This window comes from Bacillus sp. AFS088145, assembly GCF_002564465.1.
In the GTDB taxonomy this organism is placed as follows: Bacteria; Bacillota; Bacilli; order Bacillales; family Bacillaceae_G; genus Gottfriedia.
In genome coordinates this window covers 120558-137580 of sequence record NZ_NUUX01000025.1, presented here as the reverse complement: position 1 = coordinate 137580, position 17023 = coordinate 120558, and the positions used below count along the sequence as shown (strand labels likewise).

Annotated in this window: 19 protein-coding genes; 11 read left to right on the top strand and 8 right to left on the bottom strand. The window is 32.1% G+C overall.

The features are described from left to right. The first annotated feature begins 255 nt into the window (after positions 1-255). Both COI44_RS16345 and COI44_RS16340 read left to right on the top strand, forming a co-directional pair. Positions 256-963, top strand: coding sequence for a tRNA (adenine(22)-N(1))-methyltransferase (locus COI44_RS16345; RefSeq protein WP_098428872.1), 708 nt, complete (start codon positions 256-258; stop codon positions 961-963). Next, entirely contained in the window at positions 960-2078 is a 1119-nt protein-coding gene (locus COI44_RS16340) for a Nif3-like dinuclear metal center hexameric protein (RefSeq protein ID WP_098428871.1), read from the top strand. Before COI44_RS16345 ends, COI44_RS16340 begins: the two co-directional genes overlap by 4 nt. Positions 2079-2137: 59 nt before the next feature. Here the strand turns inward: COI44_RS16340 and COI44_RS16335 are convergent, their stop codons facing one another. After that, a complete protein-coding gene (locus COI44_RS16335) occupies positions 2138-3082 on the bottom strand; it encodes a 4-hydroxy-3-methylbut-2-enyl diphosphate reductase (protein WP_098428870.1) in 945 nt (314 codons plus the stop codon). Between the two features lie 81 nt (positions 3083-3163). Further along, the gene (gene vrrA, locus COI44_RS16330; protein WP_098428869.1) at positions 3164-3952 is read right to left on the bottom strand and encodes a VrrA/YqfQ family protein; all 789 of its coding nucleotides are present in this window, start codon (positions 3950-3952) and stop codon (positions 3164-3166) included. Positions 3953-4177: 225 nt separating this feature from the next. On the opposite strand from vrrA, the gene COI44_RS16325 reads away from it, so the two are divergent. Together COI44_RS16325 and COI44_RS16320 are read left to right on the top strand one after the other, a co-directional pair. Further along, complete coding sequence (locus tag COI44_RS16325; protein ID WP_098428868.1) at positions 4178-5485, top strand: DEAD/DEAH box helicase; 1308 nt, start codon at positions 4178-4180, stop codon at positions 5483-5485. A 121-nt stretch (positions 5486-5606) separates the two neighbouring features. Next, the gene (locus tag COI44_RS16320; RefSeq protein ID WP_097974268.1) at positions 5607-6500 is read left to right on the top strand and encodes a deoxyribonuclease IV; all 894 of its coding nucleotides are present in this window, start codon (positions 5607-5609) and stop codon (positions 6498-6500) included. A gap of 639 nt (positions 6501-7139) precedes the next feature. Here COI44_RS16320 and COI44_RS16310 read toward each other — a convergent pair. From COI44_RS16310 to COI44_RS16300, 3 genes are all read right to left on the bottom strand, one after another. After that, entirely contained in the window at positions 7140-7439 is a 300-nt protein-coding gene (locus COI44_RS16310; protein WP_098428866.1) for a hypothetical protein, read from the bottom strand. Between the two features lie 118 nt (positions 7440-7557). After that, complete coding sequence (locus COI44_RS16305; RefSeq protein ID WP_097974270.1) at positions 7558-7809, bottom strand: DUF2624 family protein; 252 nt, start codon at positions 7807-7809, stop codon at positions 7558-7560. Positions 7810-8193: 384 nt separating this feature from the next. Then, complete coding sequence (locus COI44_RS16300) at positions 8194-9063, bottom strand: YitT family protein (protein ID WP_098428865.1); 870 nt, start codon at positions 9061-9063, stop codon at positions 8194-8196. Positions 9064-9329: 266 nt separating this feature from the next. On the opposite strand from COI44_RS16300, the gene COI44_RS16295 reads away from it, so the two are divergent. From COI44_RS16295 to COI44_RS16275, 5 genes are all read left to right on the top strand, one after another. After that, positions 9330-10106 carry a metal ABC transporter ATP-binding protein gene (locus COI44_RS16295; protein WP_098428864.1) on the top strand — a complete coding sequence of 259 codons (777 nt, stop codon included), beginning with the start codon at positions 9330-9332 and terminating at the stop codon, positions 10104-10106. Beyond that, positions 10103-10939 (top strand): metal ABC transporter permease, encoded by an 837-nt coding sequence (locus COI44_RS16290; RefSeq protein WP_098428863.1) that lies wholly within the window; start codon positions 10103-10105, stop codon positions 10937-10939. The genes COI44_RS16295 and COI44_RS16290 overlap by 4 nt, the downstream gene beginning before the upstream one ends. 7 nt (positions 10940-10946) lie before the next feature. Continuing rightward, entirely contained in the window at positions 10947-11357 is a 411-nt protein-coding gene (locus COI44_RS16285; protein ID WP_069034156.1) for a Fur family transcriptional regulator, read from the top strand. 146 nt (positions 11358-11503) lie between these two features. Beyond that, positions 11504-11668 (top strand): DUF4083 family protein, encoded by a 165-nt coding sequence (locus tag COI44_RS16280; RefSeq protein WP_098428862.1) that lies wholly within the window; start codon positions 11504-11506, stop codon positions 11666-11668. A 161-nt stretch (positions 11669-11829) separates the two neighbouring features. Next, complete coding sequence (locus tag COI44_RS16275) at positions 11830-12612, top strand: SDR family NAD(P)-dependent oxidoreductase (protein ID WP_098428861.1); 783 nt, start codon at positions 11830-11832, stop codon at positions 12610-12612. 161 nt (positions 12613-12773) lie between these two features. Here the strand turns inward: COI44_RS16275 and COI44_RS16270 are convergent, their stop codons facing one another. After that, complete coding sequence (locus tag COI44_RS16270) at positions 12774-13205, bottom strand: VOC family protein (RefSeq protein WP_098428860.1); 432 nt, start codon at positions 13203-13205, stop codon at positions 12774-12776. A 291-nt stretch (positions 13206-13496) separates the two neighbouring features. On the opposite strand from COI44_RS16270, the gene COI44_RS16265 reads away from it, so the two are divergent. Together COI44_RS16265 and COI44_RS16260 are read left to right on the top strand one after the other, a co-directional pair. Further along, positions 13497-13952 (top strand): hypothetical protein, encoded by a 456-nt coding sequence (locus tag COI44_RS16265; RefSeq protein WP_098428859.1) that lies wholly within the window; start codon positions 13497-13499, stop codon positions 13950-13952. A 238-nt stretch (positions 13953-14190) separates the two neighbouring features. Continuing rightward, complete coding sequence (locus tag COI44_RS16260) at positions 14191-15801, top strand: M20/M25/M40 family metallo-hydrolase (RefSeq protein ID WP_098428858.1); 1611 nt, start codon at positions 14191-14193, stop codon at positions 15799-15801. 37 nt (positions 15802-15838) lie between these two features. On the opposite strand, the gene COI44_RS24655 is transcribed toward COI44_RS16260, so the two are convergent. Further along, entirely contained in the window at positions 15839-15970 is a 132-nt protein-coding gene (locus tag COI44_RS24655; protein WP_286133883.1) for a hypothetical protein, read from the bottom strand. A 109-nt stretch (positions 15971-16079) separates the two neighbouring features. Continuing rightward, positions 16080-16844 carry an arylamine N-acetyltransferase family protein gene (locus tag COI44_RS16255; protein WP_179887148.1) on the bottom strand — a complete coding sequence of 255 codons (765 nt, stop codon included), beginning with the start codon at positions 16842-16844 and terminating at the stop codon, positions 16080-16082. Positions 16845-17023 lie beyond the last annotated feature (179 nt).

Genomic DNA, 17023 nt, shown 5'->3' with positions numbered 1-17023 from the left:
CACTGTTTAAGTCAAAGTACAAAATTTGATTTTCAGACTGTTTGAAAACGCTTGTCTTTCGAGGCGCGAAGGTCGAAGAGGAGTGGAGTTACCTAAGACGGTAATGAGCACCGCAAGCGGCCGAAGCAACAAAGTAAGGGAGCGTTTGTCAGGCAGTCTGAAATGACCTCTTCGTTAAGAAGAGGTCATTTTGGTTTCTTGACTACTATAGTGTAAAATGATGTTATGAAAATAAAATGAAATGGTGATTTTGTTATGAATGAAGTAAATTTATCAAAGCGTTTAAAAAGAGTATTTGATTACATACCAGAGGGCACGAAATTAGCTGATATTGGATCAGATCATGCTTATTTACCTTGTTATGCAGTTTTAAATAAAAGGTGTACCTCAGCAATTGTAGGGGAAATTACTGAAGGTCCATATAATTCAGCACGATCAACGATTCGTCAAAGTGGGTTAGAAGGAATTGTCGAAGCGAGAATGGGAGACGGACTGGAAGTTTTAGTACCAAACGAAGTAGATGTCATAACCATAGCTGGAATGGGTGGTTCTTTAATTTCCAGCATATTAGAAAAAGGTAAAGAAAAACTTCAAGGCGTTGAAACGTTAGTGTTGCAACCAAATATTGGAGCACATCAAATTAGAAATTGGTTTGATCATGAAGGATATTCTCTTGTGGAAGAAGATATTTTAGAAGAGGATGGAAAAATCTATGAAATTCTAGTAGCTTCCAAATCTAATCCAAATAGTGCATACAGTGAAAAGAAAGATATGGAGCTATTTATAGGTCCTTACTTATTAAAAACCAAAAATGATGCATTTAAGAAGAAATGGGAGCATGAAAAAAATAATTTTGAAAGAATCTTAACTCAACTTGAATCAGCAAAACAAACAGAGGAATCAGTTCAGAAAATGAAAGAAGTTGGACAGAAACTTGAGTGGATAAAAGAGGTGCTTTCATGAAATCGATAAATGGTTTTCAAGTAGTACAGCAATTTGAAGAACTATTCCCTAAGCATTTAGCTGAGGAAGGTGATCCAAATGGTCTTCAAATAGGTACATTATCAAAACAAGTGACAAAGGTATTAATTGCATTAGATGTCACAAAAGAGGTGGTAGAAGAGGCAATTTCAATTGGTGCTAACCTAATTATTGCTCACCATCCTATTATTTATCGTCCTTTAAAAAAGATTGATACAGACAGTGAACCGGGTAAAATTGTGGAACTTTGTATTAAACATGATATAGCTGTTTTTGCAGCACATACAAATGTTGATATTGCAGAAAACGGTGTGAGTGATTTTTTAGCCGAAGCGTTACAATTAGAAAATACGAATGTTCTCGCTCCAACATATGTAGAAAAATTAATTAAGTTAGTTGTATATGTACCGAAAACACATGCAGAAATAGTATTAAATGCAATTTGTGATGCTGGAGCAGGTCATATTGGTCAATACAGCCATTGTAGCTTTAGTTCGAATGGTACAGGGACATTTATGCCTTTAGAGGGGACAACACCATTTATTGGGCAACAGGGTCAATTAGAAGAAGTTGATGAGGTAAAGCTTGAAACAGTTGTTCCACAATTAAAATTAAAACAAGTGCTTAAAGTGATGCAAAAAGCTCATCCGTATGAAGAAGTAGCATATGATACATACACACTAGAAAATGAAGGCAAAACATTTGGGATTGGGAGAATTGGAAATCTCAAAGAAGAAATTTCTTTAGAAGAATTTGCGCATTATGTGAAAGAAAAATTAGATTTACAAGGTGTAAGAGTGGTAGGGAACTTAAGTGATCGAGTCAAAAAGGTTGCAATTGTAGGTGGAGACGGAAATAAGTTTGCCTATCATGCAAAAAGAAATGGTGCAGACGTTTATTTAAGTGGTGATATATATTACCACGTGGCACAGGATTGGAAAATGCTTAATTTAAATATAGTTGATGCAGGTCACAATATTGAAAAAGTAATGAAATCAGGTGTTAAACGTCTTTTAGATAATAAATTAAAAGAAAAAAACATGGCTTGTGAAATTTTCGCTTCAACGATTCACACTGATCCATTTACATTTATTTAAACGTTTTTTGCGATTAAAAAATAGGACTTCCGGGTTAAAAATCCAGAAGTCCTATTTTTTTAGTCTTTTATTCTAACTTTAGGTAGTATTTTACTTAATTCTACTCCTGATTTTGTATCCCAAGTGCTTTCATCGTTTCGATCATACTTCTCCAAAAATGCGATAACCTCACGTGTTATAGGTGTTGGAGTAGAAGCTCCTGATGTAACGGCTACAGTCTCAACGCCCTCTAACCATTTTAACTGAAGTTCAGTAATATCTGAAATACGGAATGCCTTTGTTCCTGCAATTTCATGCGATACTTGTGCAAGTCTATTTGAGTTATTACTCATCGGGTCGCCTACAACAATTGTTAAATCTGCTTGGCTTGCTTGATCAGCAATTGCTTCTTGACGAACTTGAGTTGCCATACAAATTTCTTTATGAACATGAGCAGTCGGATACTTTTTAATTGCGTATTGAATTAATTCTACTACGTCCCATTGGCTCATAGTTGTTTGATTTGTAATGATAATTTTATCAGTAGGAATTTCTAAAGCATCAATATCAGATTTATTTTGAATTAGGTGAACAATCGAAGGTGCGATTCCAACTGCGCCCTCTGGTTCCGGATGTCCTTTTTTACCAATATAAATAAAGTGATAGCCCTCAGCCATTCGTTCTTTAATTAAATCATGTGTTTTCGTTACATCTGGACAAGTCGCATCAATCGTCGTAAGCCCTTTTTTAATTGCTTTTGATTTTACTTCTGGAGAAACTCCGTGAGCCGTAAAAATAACAGTACCTTTTTCAATCTTATCTAGGATATCTAATCTGCTTGGACCATCTAAAGTAATGATACCTTCTTCTTCAAATGCGTCTGTAACATGTTTATTATGAACAATCATACCAAGTATGTAGATTGGTCTTGGTAATGATGGATCTTTAGCTGCATTTCTAGCAATGACCATTGCATCTACAACTCCGTAGCAATAGCCTCGTGGGGTAACTTTAATAACTTTCATGGAGTAGCCCCTCCTTTATAATATTGTTGTCATTTTTTATTATAAAGGAGGGAGATACTACTATACAAAGAAAAAGAAAATTTACATAAACAATTTTGGTTTTGGATTTACGTTTGATGCAGTTTCTTTAATATGATGAGAGGGTTCTACTACTTCTGACTTAATTGGAGCTTTTTTTCTTTTTTTTGGTTTTGTTTCTTCTGTTTGCGCAACATCAACTATTCCATTTGTCTCATTTTTTTTACTTTTTTTTGAGTCGATCGGGTCGTCGGTATTTACAGCTTTAAATATTTTATAGATCGAAGGGAAATTTTTAATAGCAGGAGCGTATTGTTGAATCATTGGCGTGACTTGTTGAGCTGCTTGAACAGCTTTTTGCATACCACCGATGACACCTGTAATAGAAGTGTCTCCTCCCATTAATCGCGAGAAAAACCCTGGACTGCCATCATCTTCTTTTTCGGGTGGTTGCCCAGTCATTGGGTATTGATTTTGTGATCCTTGTTGCTGATAATTACTACCGCCCTGTGGCTGCATTACTGGCTGGTTTTGAAAAGGAACAGGTTGTAAAATTTTATTTTGGCTTATATATTGTTGATGTGCGTTTAACTGCGGTTGATATGATATTGGTTGCTGATAATGACCTTGTTGCCCAACAATTTGTTGGACAGGTGGATAAAACTGTTGATGATGTTGCAAAAAAGGTTGCTGCGGTGATTGGGGATATGGATATCGTTGATCAAAATTTGGTCTTGCACCGTATGGATTCTGTAAATTTTGATAAGGCTGTTGATAACTATTATAAAAATTTGGACCGTTCATAGGAAAAGGCTGTTTATTTTTTTTCTTAAATTTATCAAGTAATCCCAATCTAATACCTCCTTTCAAAAATACTCTTTATTACTTAGGCTATGCACGTAATTTGAAATGGTTAGTATAGGACAGAATAAAATTTGAAATGCTCCTAAAGAAGAAAGAAAAATTAGAATTAGCTTTATTGGGCAAATCTATTGTATAATAGATAATTGTAGCTATTTTGTATGAGGAGATAGATTCCTCATTACAAAGAAAGTTTAAATTAAGAAGGTGAGTTATATGGCAATTTCATTTAAAAATTTTCAATTAAAACCATTTATTTTGGAAGCGATAGAGAAGAAACACTTTACAGAACCAACAGAAATTCAACAAAAGATCATTCCTCAAGTTAAAACTGGACGTAGTGTAATCGGTCAATCGCAAACAGGGTCAGGAAAGACTCATGCATACCTAATTCCGACAATTAATACATTAGATCCATCTTTAGATCAAGTGCAATTAGTTATAACTGCTCCAACTCGTGAATTAGCGACTCAAATTTATAATGATGTTCAAGCAATCATTGAATGTTGTCCAGAAGATGAGCAATTAACTGCAAAAAACTTCGTTGGAGGAACCGACTACAAACGTACTGTTGAAAAACTTAAAAAACAGCCACATATTGTAATTGGAACTACTGGACGTATTAAAGATTTAGTAAATGATAATGTATTATTAGTTCATACTACAAGGTATTTAGTAGTGGATGAAGCGGATTTAATGTTAGATATGGGATTTATCCATGATGTGGACCAAGTTGCATCAAAAATGCCAAAGAAACTACAAATGCTTGTTTTTTCGGCGACAATTCCTGAGAAGCTTAAACCGTTTTTGAAAAAGTATATGGACAATCCTGAACATATTCATATTAATCCGCAACAACTTTCAGCTCAGAAAATTGAACATATTATTGTTCCAAGCAGACATAAAGACAAAGTTAAAATGGCTAAAGATATTTTATTAAGTTTTCAGCCATATTTAGCAATTGTCTTTACAAATACGAAGAAAAAGGCTGAAGAAGTTGCTACTCAATTATCATCATATGGCTTAAAAGTTGGTCAAATTCACGGAGATTTAACTCCTCGTGAACGTAAAAAAATGATGAAGCAAATTCAAGATTTAGAGTTCCAATATATTGTTGCTACTGACTTAGCTTCTCGAGGAATCGATATTGAAGGTGTAAGTCATGTAATAAATATCGAACTACCAGCAGATTTAGACTTTTATGTACACCGTGTAGGTCGTACAGGCCGTGCAAACTTCTCTGGAACTGCAATTACTATCTATGACCAAGAAGATGATCAAGCATTAGACAAGCTTCAAGACCGTGGTATTACATTTGAACATCGTGAACTTAAAAAAGGTGAGTGGGTTGATTTAGGTCCACGCGCAAAACGTAAGCTTCGTAAAAAAACAGATCGTAATTTAGATGCAGTTGCTAATAAAGCAATTAAAAAGCCATCTAAAGTTAAACCTGGCTATAAACGTAAATTGAATGCACAAAGAGAATCATTTAAAAATAATGTAAAAAGAAAAACGAGTAGATAGTTTGAAAAAGAAAGGAAGAATATTCCTTTCTTTTTCTTTTATAAGCAGGCGAACAATTTAACCATGATTGATTTTCATGTTAAAATGGTAAGTATGATTAATTAAGGTAGGAGCTGAAAGAATGTTACGAATAGGATCTCATGTTTCAATGAGCGGTAAGAAGATGTTTTTAGCCGCTAGTGAAGAAGCTGCAAGCTATGGTGCTAATACATTTATGGTGTATACAGGTGCGCCTCAAAATACACGTCGTAAAGCAATTGAAGATTTAAATATTGAAGCGGGTTTAAAACATATGGCCGAAAATGGAATTGCTGATATAGTAGTCCATGCACCATATATTATCAATATTGGAAATACTACAAATCCAGCTACATATGAATTAGGTGTTGAATTTTTACAAAAAGAAATAGACCGTACAGCAGCATTAGGAGCAAAACAAATCGTATTACATCCAGGTGCTCACGTAGGCGCTGGTGAAGATGCTGGTATCGACAGAATTATTCAAGGTTTAAATGAAGTATTAACAGCTGAAACTCCAGTACAAATTGCGCTTGAAACAATGGCTGGAAAAGGTTCAGAATGTGGTAAATCATTCGAAGAAATAGCGAGAATTATGGAAGGTGTACACTACAACGATAAATTATCAGTTTGTTTTGATACATGCCATATTAATGACGCTGGTTATGATATCGTTAATGACTTTGATGGTGTCTTACAGCAATTCGATCACTTAATTGGGATCGATAAAATAAAAGTACTTCATATTAACGATAGTAAAAATCCAATGGGAAGTCGCAAAGACCGACACGAGAACATTGGCTTTGGGTCGATTGGATTTAAAGCATTAAACTATATTGTTCATCATCCACAACTAATGGACATCCCTAAAATTTTAGAAACTCCATATGTTGGTGAAGATAAAAATAACAAGGTACCACCGTATAAATTAGAAATTGAAATGTTACGCAATCAAGAATTCAATGAAAACTTAATTCAAGAATTATTGAAAGCTTAATTCAAAGAAACCAGCTCATTTTAAATAATGGGGCTGGTTTTATTTATTTTCTTATTTAATCGTTCGAACTCAATCTTCGCTCAATTTAACAGATTTGAATTCTAAATAATGAATAGTGTTTAAATCCTTATATAATTAAAAAGAGGGTGTCTTTAAGCTCGATTAAGATATAGTAGGTTCGAAAATAGATTTAAAGCGCAATTAAGTTAAATAAAGCTGCAAATAAGGTATCCATCTGTGCAAATAAATGATGAAATTGCAAAAAAACACTGGACTGCAAATAAATTCTGATAATCGCAATTAAAATTGGTAAAACCGCAATTAAATTTAGAAAACCGCAAATAAAATTAGCAAAACAGCAATTAAATTCTGAAGAATCGCAAATAAAAGCCAAAATTACCCATACCCCTTAAGGTATTAAGACTTAAAAATCAGATAAAAATAGATACCTTCAAATGAAAAACGATCAAATATGCTCTTATTCTTACTAAAGTTAATAAAAAACTGTCAATTATTTTTAAATTATCAGTTAGAAATAAAAAGCAATATAGAGATATACCCCAACTAGCACTAGTAATAAAAAAAGGGCACCCATAAGTCAGATAATCCGACTTACGAGATAGCCCCGTTCGATCTAGCTTATACTTCTATTTCTACAACCTTCTTTAACTTACTATCCAAATATGATGCAATTATTTTTCCGTCTTTAATTCTTTTCACAGTGACAACATTACTAACTAATTCGTGATCATGTTCGTCTAAGTGCATTAATTTAATATAGACCACATGTGCCTTGTCACGTTCGATTAAACTACTAGCGATATTAAGAGCTAAGTTATGGCTTAAATCATCCATATGAAACATGTGTTTGAATTTCACTTCGTCATCTGTTTCTTTGTCTAAATAAATTATTTCATAATGTAGCTCATGCAAATCCATATTAATCCCTCTCATTTCGTTTTAGAATAGTTAGATGATTCTTTGTATGAGCATTATATGATTTGTGAAATGAGTAGAGTTATAAATTAAAGCTTTTTAATGAACATTTTAACCAAGCTTAAGTTAGCTTTTGAAAAATAATATCAACTTGTTGTGCAGTGGCTTTAGAGGTAACATTTGCAATTTGGGAAAGAATTTGTTTTTTATGTTCAGCGTCATAAATATTATAATTTTTCCCGTTTAATATTGCAGCCACTTTATTGGCTTGATCTGGCGTGATATACACTTGATATTGTTGGCTTAATTTTAATAAATCCTTTGGTGTTATACTATTTACCTTTTTATTTATGAGAGTTTGGATAATATTCATTCTGAACCTCCTCTTAGGTGAAATATTTCATCAATAAATTTTATGAAAGGTTGTTATAAATAATGTGCTTAGGACACTAATCTCAATTGATTTTTCAAAAAATATGAAAATAGAGGGAGAGAGAGCGTTAGGAAACCGTGACATTTCTGCAATTTCATAAGGAGATTCAGAAGAAACTAAAAGACAAAACTACATAATAAGCATCGAATTCATTAAACGCTGTTAAAAGAATTAAATCGCATTTAACTTACTAACTTATTCGCAGTAAATCTTATTACTGCAAAAAAAAGGCATCATAAAAGTAAATTCAATGAACAACTCAATTAAACTATTAAAATAGAAAAGCTTGAATTCATGATAGAATTCAAGCTTAATTGTTTACTATTAGTGGATTGCTTTCTTCTTAAACTTTCCACCTTTAACATCAGCTATATTTCCGATTGCTACAAAGGCATTTTCATCATAGTCTTCAACAATCGATTTTAATTTTGCTTCTTCAAGTCTTGAAATGACTGTAAAGATGATTTTTTTATCTTCACCCATAAAGCCACCTTCGCCATGAAAATATGTAACTCCTCGACCTAATCGGGCATTTAATGCATCACCGATTTCTTTATCATTATCACTAATGATCCAAACAGATTTAGTATCCTGGAACCCTTCAATTGTTAAATCAATTGTTTTAAATGCTACATAATAGGCAATTAATGAATACATAGCATTATCCCATCCAAATACAAATCCTGCACTTCCGAGAATAAATACATTAAATGCCATAACAACCTCACCAATTGAAAAAGGTGATGATTTTGTTAAAAGTATTCCTATAATTTCAGTCCCATCAAGTGAGCCACCATTACGAATTACTAAGCCTACGCCAATTCCTAAACCTAATCCACCAAATAATGCAGCTAGTAAAGGGTCATTAGTTAAATGAGGAATGTCCTTAAAAAGAGAGGTAAATACTGAAAGTACAGTGATACCAAATAAAGTTGAAATAGCGAATGTTTTACCGATTTGCTTATAACCTACTATTACAAAAGGTAAGTTTAACACGAATAGAAAAATACCGAGATTAATCGAAGTAATATGGGAGAGGATCAAAGAGATACCTACGATTCCACCATCAATGATATCAGTTGGAATAAAGAATGCTTTTAAGCAAGCTGCCATCAAAGCAGCCCCTAATGTAATAAAAAACCCCCGTCTAATAATCTTAAAGTTTGAAAGCTTACGATGTGTAATTGCGTTCAAAAAACCACCTCTTTATCTATATTTATATGTTAATTGTAACATATTGTATTTTTTGTCACAAAGTGATAAGTCTTATTTATTAAAAATACATTAAAGATTTTATCGAAAAATTAAGGGATTTAAAGTTTTGATAAAGATGAAATTAATTAAAAAACGAATAAATATTTTGCCGAGTTTTCTTTGTTTACAAATAAGTAGTATTCTCTTATACTAAGAACTTGAAGTAAAACGTAATTATTCCTAAATAGATGAAGGTGTTTTAATAAATGAGTCAAAATATCATAAAAATTGAAGATTTGTCTTATAGCTATGAACGTCAAAAGGTATTAACAGACATTAATCTTCTAGTAAAAAAAGGAGACTTTTTAGGTCTAGTTGGTCCAAACGGTAGTGGCAAATCAACTTTACTAAAATGTATATTAGGTATCCAACAACCAGATGAAGGAAAAATAGAGATATTCGATACCGATATTCGAAAAATGAAAAGCTGGGATAAGATTGGCTATGTATCTCAAAAAGCGAATAGTTTTAACTCTGGATTTCCGGCATCGGTTTTTGAAGTAGTATCATTAGGTCTTGTTTCTAAAATTGGATTGTTTAACGGTTTTAAAAATTCGGATAAACAAAAAGTCGCTGAAGCGTTAAAATCAGTTGGAATGTATGAATTTGCAAATCGTAATATCGGCGAACTTTCAGGTGGACAACAACAGCGTGTCTTTATTGCGCGAGCACTTGTAAGTAATCCCGATCTATTAATACTCGATGAACCAACCGTTGGGGTAGATGCTGAAAATGTAGAAAGCTTTTATCAATTACTTAGCGATTTAAATACTAAGCTTGGTATTACTTTATTATTAGTTTCCCATGACATGGGCATTATTACTGATAAAGTATCACATGTTGCATGTTTAAATAAAAGACTACATTTCCATGGTAGTCGAGATAAGTTTAAAGATGCTACTGAGAAGGATTTGTCTCTTCTATATGGCCATTCTGTGCATGTACTATCTCACAATCACGAGAATGGAGGAGATCGAATATGATGGATTTCTTTCATTATGATTTTCTGAGAAATACATTAATCACTGGTATGATTATTGGGGTTATGGCTCCATTATTAGGTGTATTTGTTGTATTTAGAAGATTATCACTTATTTCTGATGCACTGAGTCACGTTACTTTATCTGGAGTTGCAGCAAGTCTTTTACTTGAAAAGTTTTTCTTTACATCTGGCTTTATTAGCCCTTTATTTATGGGGATGACATTTTCAGTTGCAGGAGCATTTTTAATTGAAAAATTAAGAAGTGTTTATAAACATTATCAAGAGTTAGCAATTCCAATCATTCTTTCAGGAGGAATGGGATTAGGTGTCATTTTAATTTCATTAGCTAATGGATTTAATACAGATCTATTTAGTTATTTATTCGGTAGTGTTAGTGCTGTGTCACAAGAAGATTTAATTACCGTCATAATTATAGCTGTTTTTGTAGTAATATCTATCATAGTACTTTATAAAGAATTGTTCCTATTATCATTTGATGAAGAATATGCAGTTGCTTCAGGTATTAATGCAAAATGGATTCATTATTTGTTTATCTTATTAGTTGCTTTAGTAGTATCCATTTCTATGAGAGTTGTAGGTGTTTTATTAGTATCTTCTCTAATGACTTTACCAGTAGCAGCGAGCATACGAATTTCAAAGGGTTTTAAGCAAACAATTATTTTTTCAATTATTTTCGGAGAGTTTTCAGTTGTTGCAGGTATTTTGCTTTCTTATAATTTAAATCTCGCGCCTGGTGGTACGATTGTGATCCTGCAAATCCTTATTCTTATTTTTACTTTAAGTTTGAAGAAATTAAGAACAAGTCAAAGGTAGTGATTAAATGAAATTAGCAGATGCATCAAAATTATTAAAAGAAAGAGGCTTCAAAAATACGCCTAAACGATATGATATGCTTGAATATATTTTTAGGCAAAATAAATATGTAACTGCAAGAGATATTCAGCAAGCATTAAAAGATAAATACAAAGGACTCAGCTTCGATACGATCTATCGTAATTTATCCACTTTTATTGAGGTTGATGTAGTGGAAGTTACAGAACTAGATGGTGAAAAACGTTTTCGCTCGAAGTGTTCTTCTTCAGAGCATCATCACCATTTTATTTGTTTAGATTGTGGTAATACAAAAAGTATTTATAGATGCCCTATGGACAATTTATCTGTTGATTTACCTGGTTATACAGTACAAAGCCATAAATTTGAAATATACGGTCTTTGTCCAGAATGTAGTTGAAATCTATCCACTCTAGAGAGTACATTTGTACTCTCTATTTATTTTAGGTATAAGTATATATTACATAATTTACCAATTTCGTATATACTTTAATTAGAAGTGAGAAATTATTTTGATGCACTTAAAATAAGGAAGGAGTAAATCGTATGGCTATAGGAGATTTAATCTTTCAGTTGATTGTATTTTTAATACCAGTTGCTATTATTATTTTGGTTGTATTTATTTTTCGTTTTATTAGAAAGTATAGGCTTCAAATGCAGAGGGTTGAAGCAAAGCTTGATAAGATAAACGAAAACTTAAAAAAAGATTAATAGGCTTATATTCCAAGTTTCTCAAGACAATATATGATTGTCTTTTTTTCTTTTATAAGGTATAGTAAATTTCATCAAATACGTTTAAATGTTTAAACGTATAATCTTAATTTGAATTAAATGATAAAAAATATAAGTGTGAAGAGTAGGGAGAAAAAACGATGAAGTCAAATGAGACCGTATTAATTACAGGAGCATCTGGAGGAATTGGTAAAGAATTAGCTATTTTATTTGCAAGGGATGGATTCGATTTAGTTTTAGTAGCAAGATCGATTGATAATTTGGTGGAAGTAAAAAGTGAAATTGAATCAATGTCGAAAGTAAAGATTCATCTATATTCAAAGGATTTATCTAAGGAAGAGGAAATCGTTTCTTTACAAAAGGAATTAAATGCCGAAACTATTCAAGTTGATTATTTAGTGAATAATGCTGGGTTTGGATTATTTGGAGAGTTTGCAACTACAAATTTAGACGATGAGTTAAACATGATTGATTTAAATATACGTACGGTTACACATCTAACAAAACTGTTTTTAAAAGGGATGATTGAACGAAATAAAGGTGGAGTGATGAATATCGCATCTACAGCAGCATTTCAACCTGGGCCATTAATGGCTGTTTATTATGCTACAAAGTCTTATGTTCTTTCTTTTACGGAAGCACTTTCGAATGAAATGAAAGGAACAAATGTTAAAGTCACAGCTGTATGTCCTGGTGCAACAGAAACGAATTTTGGAAAACGTGCCAATATGGATGAATCAAATTTATTCAAAAGTGGAGTAGGAAATGTAAAAGATGTTGCTAAAGTAGCATATAGGGGATTTAGAGATGGAAAGACAATTGTGATTCCTGGTATGACGAATAAAATACTAGCAAATTCTGTTCGATTCATGCCAAGAAAATTAGTTACGAACGTTGTAAGATATATCCAAAGAAGAATATAATTTGTTAAAACGACTCAGGCATATTTGACCGAGTCGTTTTTTTTGCTGCTAAATTATGTATGAATTTCTAAGTAATAATTTCTTTAAACATGGAAGTTTAGAACTATGTAAAATTAAACAAGCAATGTATCCGCGAATAGTTGAGGAATTAATAAAAGCTATTATTGCTGCCCAGCAGGGTGTGTAAATACTTGGAATAGTACGCCAAATTTGTCTACTACTTTACCATAACATGGGCTAAATCCAGTATCTTGTAATGGTAATTCTACTTCGCCACCTTCTGAGAGGCCTTCAAAAAATCGTTTTGAAATTTCAATTTCATTTGTAGAAATACAAATTGTTACTTGGTTTCCACTTTGGAACGGGTAGCCAGGATAAGTATCTGAAAGCATTAGTGCTGATTCTCCGATTTGGATCGTTGCGTGCATGATTAAATTCTTAGCATCAGACGGTATCTTTCCTTCTGAATCGTCTCCAACTTCTCCATAAGTTTGACAAAATAATACCTTTGCATCAAGTGCTTTTTCATAAAAATTGATTGCTTCTTGAGCATTTCCATCCATGATTAAATAAGGGATTAATTCTAATGACATTTTCCACTTCACTCCTTGTTTAAAAATTAATTTTGTTAATTTGAAAGAAACTTAAATATTATAAAACGCTTGTCTATCCATTAACATATTCTATCCATATCTAATTATAAAATAAAGAACATACGTTTGCAATATAGACTGATTTAAATTTTTTCGACATAAAACGGGAACTTTTGTTCTTTTTTTATTTGTTAATTTATCCTTTAAATAGAGGGGAATTGCCTCTATTGTTGAATAGTATGCATTAGGGCAAGATGTTTAATAAACTTATAGCCTAGGAGGCTGAGTGGTTTGCAGGAGCTCAAAAAATATAGAAGAAATGTCTTCATATTATTGTTTGTTATCTTTATTTCATTTATAGGACATTTTGCGAACTTATTGCCAATTGTTAGCAGAAGAATCTTAGAAGGGATTTTTTGGCTTTCGCTAATTAGTTGTTTTGGAATTATTACAAATGGAGTAATAAAGTTTAGTCAAAAAATCGGTAAGTTAGCATACTTCTTTGTTTTAGGTAGTTTAATTAGTGCGATTTTTGCATTTACTATCGAAACTTTAAATACAATAAAGGTTATATCATTTTATATTTATTATATTTGTCTTTTTGCGAGCTTAATTACTGGTGTAGTAGCAATTATAAAAGAAGAAAAAGGCTTAGCAAAATTATCGGGATTTATAGTAATGTTCTTATTTGGACTAATTTTTGTGTGTACTTTTATTGTGTGGAATATAAATGGTGCTCAATATTAAGCGTAATACTGTGCCAAGCGCTTGTAATCAGTCTGACAATCAAGTTTTTAAGAACTACTTTGACTATATACTGCTATTTATTTCCATCTAGAAATAGATGGTTTTTTATTTTACCGTTTTTACTATTTAAAAAAGGTATTAAGTTACATTTATAGAATAGGTGAGATATTGATTGAATTACCCATTTCCAATTAGAGATATTGAAACTTAAATTACAGAATGATTATGGGGGACAGTTATGAATAAGATGTTATGGAATTCACCAGAAAACTTGAAAACATTACTAACAGAACTAGTAAGCTGGAAAAGTATAACGCTAACAGATGGGGAACGTCAATTTCCTATTAATTTATTTAACAAGCTATCTGCTTTACAATATTTTAAAGACTTACCACATCAACTGAAGTTACATGATTCAGATAAAGGTAGGAAATTTTTAACTGCATTGTATAAAAGGCCAGATGTAAAAGATACGATTTGTCTTATAAGTCATTTTGATACGGTAAATACAGAAGAATATGGTGAGCTTGAACATTTGTCTACAAAAACAGAGGATTTAACTAATGCATTTCATGAACGGCTAAATGAATTATCAAAAGAAGTTCAAAGTGATTTGAATTCTGGTGAATATTTATTTGGTCGTGGTTCGATGGATATGAAAATGGGACTTGCGATGCATATGAGTCTTATTGAGAAAGCTAGTATTGAAGAATGGCCAATAAATCTTTTATTATTAACCGTTCCTGATGAAGAGGTAAATTCGGCTGGTATGCGTGACGCGGTCTCAACTCTTGTAAATCATCAGGAAGAATATGATTTGAATTTTAAATTATTTTTAAATGGTGAGCCCGTATTTTCACAAGAACCAGGAGATCCAAAATATTATATTTACTCTGGTACAATTGGCAAAATAATGCCAGCAGCATTATTTTATGGTAAAGAAACTCATGCTGGAGAACCATTAAGTGGCATAACATCTCCATACATTGCATCTTTTTTAACTAAAAAAATGGAGTGGAATGAGGAGTTTCAAGAGATTGATTTTGGTGAGAAGACTCCGTTACCTGTTACATTACAGCAAAAGGACTTGAGGTTGGAGTATTCGACTCAAACACCTTTTCGTTCATGTGCTCTATACAATGTGTTTTTAATGAAAAGAAATGCTTCTGAAGTTTTTAATTTATTCGAAAAAGTAGCACACGATGCTGCTGAAGAATGTAGTTTTGAATATGAAAAAATTTGCAAAAAAAATAACGTAAATCCAGTTGGAAAAGTAAAAGTTATCCAATATGCAGACTTGCAACAATATGCAACCAGGAAGCTCGGCGAGGATTATGTGTTGAACCTTAAAAAAGAAATTCATTCGCACAGTGAATGGGATGATCGTGAGAAGTCATTTAGAATTGCAGACAGTTTAATGATTGAATGTCAGGAGCTTGCACCTGCTATTATCATTTTATTTGCACCACCATACTATCCAGCAATAAATTCTACTGGAGATGAGTTAGTGGAGAAATGTATTCAATTTTCTTCTGAGCTTGCTAGTAATCAGTTTAATTTACCTGTAAAACGTATTCACTATTTTAATGGAATAAGTGACTTAAGTTATGTTAATTACAGTGATTCGCATGGCGGATGGACAGCATTCGAGTTGAACACACCAGTATGGGGAGACAGTTATACTTTACCTTTTAGTTTAATGGAAAAATTAAATGCACCGGTGTTAAATATTGGACCGTTCGGAAAAGATGCCCATAAGTTAACTGAGAGGTTACATATGAGAAATGCTTTTGAAGAAGTGCCTTATATAGTAGAAGAAGTGATTCATATGATTAGTAAAATGAAATAAGAAAAATAAAACCTTCTAAATTAGAAGGTTTATTTTTTTAGTATTCTATTTCTTCAATATCCTTTGGCTGTGGAAGTGGTTGGTTATTTTTTTTGCTCTGATTTATATTATTTATTTCGTCTTCTCTTCTTTCTCTTATAATGCTGTTTTCCTTTTCGCGATTTTTCAACTTAATTGCTCCCTTCACTTCGATTACAATTAATTTGTGCTAAAATTAACTATTTTATTAGAAGTTTGAGGACCGAAAATGGGGAATGTTCAGGGCATGGCCAATTCGTTTAACCTTTTATTTCTGCTTTTTGATTAAATAGATTATTAAAAATGGATTGCCACTCATCTTGATTTTTTATCTCAGTTATACAGATTCTATGATTTTTGGTTACTTTTAATTGTTGATCTGATAATGAAATTCTTCCTTCTTTCGTTAATAAGTTGACGATTTTATATTGGGTGAAAATTGTTTCATTACTAGTTTGGAAGTAATGAAATTGTTCTTCGAATTGTTGGAGTTGTTTAGGAATAATTGAAATGAATAGTAAATCCTTCCAAGTTCCATTGAATTTTTGAAGGATGAAATTCGTATTGTCTTGTTCGATCATTCGATAGGATCCATTTGAATCTGAGTATTCATAATGGTCACGAAGCAAGAGTGGTTCTAAAAAACCGCCACCAATTCCTACGTCTGCGAGATAGTTTTGATCGTCAATTTTTACTAATATAGATAAATGTGAGAATTCGGGATTCCAACACTGTTTTTCTTCATTCCAAAATTTAGTTGAAATAAAAGACACATTGAAACCTAATTCCTGTAGGACTGAGAAAAGTAAGGAATTCGTTTCAAAACAAATCCCACCACGCTTACCTGTAGCTATTTTTTTCATAATTTCAGAAGGATTCATTGAGAGCGGTATTTGAGAAATAATATCGATATTTTCAAATGGTATTGAAAGTAAATGATGCTTATGAATTTGTTTTAATGAGGAATATGAAATTGTTTGGGTTTTATTTAAACGGATGTGTTTAAAATATGACTCGATTAGCATGAAATCCTCCATAAAATTTAATGTAAATCATAAATATAATGAGTATATAATGAGGATGGAATAAAAAGTGAAAAACAAGAGAAATAATTTGAAATTTTCTAAAATCACAGTTGACACATAGGAATAGTGTGTTTATTATTAAGCTTATATAAAAAATCAATATGGCTGATTGGAAGACC